The 2,178-nt window shown below is 43.8% G+C and carries 2 protein-coding genes and 1 pseudogene; all 3 read left to right on the top strand.

Annotation, left to right across the window (positions count from 1 at the left end; translation table 11 throughout):
• A pseudogene (locus tag QZV24_RS10535) lies at positions 1-247 on the top strand (CpaF family protein); the annotation flags it as partial.
• Complete coding sequence (locus QZV24_RS10530; protein WP_294523619.1) at positions 247-1,290, top strand: type II secretion system F family protein; 1,044 nt, start codon at positions 247-249, stop codon at positions 1,288-1,290. The pseudogene QZV24_RS10535 and the gene QZV24_RS10530, both read left to right, overlap by 1 nt.
• On the top strand, positions 1,211-2,178 hold a 968-nt coding region (locus QZV24_RS10525), incomplete at its 3' end, for a pilus assembly protein TadG-related protein (RefSeq protein ID WP_294523618.1). The genes QZV24_RS10530 and QZV24_RS10525, both read left to right, overlap by 80 nt.

Genomic DNA, 2,178 nt, shown 5'->3' with positions numbered 1-2,178 from the left:
TATGCGGGATGGCAGCCGTAAGATTACGCATATCACAGAAGTCCAGCATTTGGAGGAAAATACCATCACCATGCAGGACATTTTCTATTATCAGCAATCTGGTTATGATGAAAATGGAAAACCGTTGGGACGTTTTGTGTCCACAGGGCTAAAACCCAATTTTATGGAGAAATTCGCGGTAAATGGTGTGGATATTGCAGAGGATTTTTTTGCCGCAGAAACGGCGGATAGGAGGGCATATCGCTGATGTTAGTAGCAGCTTTTGCATTGGCTTTATCATTGACCGCTTTTTTGCTTATGTTTGCCTTTATCCGCAAGGTGATTCTGCCGGAAAATAGTGTGCGGCAGAGAATTTTCGCTTTGGATGCGGACAACCAACTCTTGGCAGAAAAGCAGACAGGCCGCCGCAAACTAAAGGATATTCCCTTTATGGAGCGTGTCGTAAAGCCTGCAGGTGAATACTTAGCCGAGTCAATTCAGCGCTTTACGCCCAAACAAGTGTTGGCACTGGTGGAAAAACGCCTGATTATGGCAGGCAGGATTGACGAATGTACGGCGCCGCAATTCATCGCGGTTTGCTTTCTCGGGGCATTGACCATGTGGCTGTTGATGTTCTACTTGGTAAGCGACAGTCATTATTTGCTGATTCAAAAGGCTGTTTACATCTTGTTAGGCGGCATTTTAGGCGGTTTGATGCCAGTGGTGTGCTTGAATACTATGGCTCAAAAACGGCAGGAACAGATTGCCTGTCAGCTGCCCGAAGTTTTAGACCTCCTGTGTGTCAGCGTGCAGGCAGGGCTGTCCTTTGATGCAGCGCTGAGCAAGATTACCGCCAGAATGAAGGGCGAGCTTATCCGTGAATGCAAGCATATGCAGGAAGATATCCGTATGGGCATGGTACGCCGTACGGCGATGAAAAATATGGCCGACCGCTGTGATGTGCAGGACGTATCCTTATTCATGACGTCTGTTATTCAGGCAGAACGGTTAGGAACCAGTATGGGCAAGACCTTAAAGAATCAGGCCGATAATATCCGGGAACGGCGCCGCCAGTACATCAAGGCGGAGGCCATGCGTGCGCCGGTAAAAATCGTCTTCCCGTTGGTCGTTTTTATCTTCCCGGCACTCTTTGTCGTAACTTTAGTACCGACTTTGCTATTAATGGCGCCAACAGGGCGCCATTATAGCATTTACGGCATTGCTCCTGCCAATGCTTATTGTAGGTACTGGCCTCGCCGTGGATTTAGGCCATGTTTACGTGCAATACAGCCGTCTGCAAAATGCTGCTGATGCAGCGGCTCTTGCCGGTGCCCATGAATATGCGTTTCAAGGTGAAAAGGAAAACAATCATCCCAAGGCAGATAAGATGGCAGAACAGTATGTGCAAGGAGAATACCACAACCTTAACCCTTCTGAATCTATAATAGAAAGGAAATACCAAGCAAAAAGCAAAGATAAGATAACGTATTACCGCGTGAAACTGACTAAGGAAGTCCCGTTGTATTTCCTGGGTGGTATTTACAAAAAATTTAAGAAGAAGGAAACCTTTACCGTACCTGTGTATAGTGTGGCAGTTGTACCTAAGCGGGCTGGTGGTGGTTTCTTTAACAATATGTTTATCTTTAAAGAGAAATTTGATGCCGTTAACTCCTTGGAAAATCCGGACAAATTATCCAATAACAGCTATAGTACCGATTCGAAGAATATGATTACGACTACGTTTGATGGCCGAATCGTATATACCAAGGGGGATGGCGTAAATAATCCTAACTATAAATATGAATCACTTTCTTATAGTACACAAACGCCCAAGTTAGACCGTTTTTTTACTTCTGCGGCTAGGGAAAAAAATGCAAGCAATAATATCAATACCCTAATGGAAGGCAAAGATGAGGATAAGGCTAAATTTGATGAAAATGGGACATTAAAAAGCGGTTATTGGAGCAGGGCTGAATATTATAATTATAATTTTAAGACATTTTATGATTATATGGAGAAAATGACGGCTAACACAGAAAATAAGGCCAGTGACCAAACGGTAAAAACATCCAGTAATTTATTTGACAGTGATATTATTCGTGTGCCCAAAACGAACAGTATTCCCAATTTAACCATAGAGGTAGATAAGAGTTTAGGAAACAATGATAAGCCTGTATATATCTATGTGGAAGCTGGTAT

The organism is uncultured Anaerovibrio sp. (assembly GCA_902786545.1).
In the GTDB taxonomy this organism is placed as follows: domain Bacteria; phylum Bacillota; class Negativicutes; order Selenomonadales; family Selenomonadaceae; genus Anaerovibrio.
The sequence above is the reverse complement of the archived record's forward strand: the minus strand, read 5'-3'. Positions and strand labels throughout refer to the sequence as shown.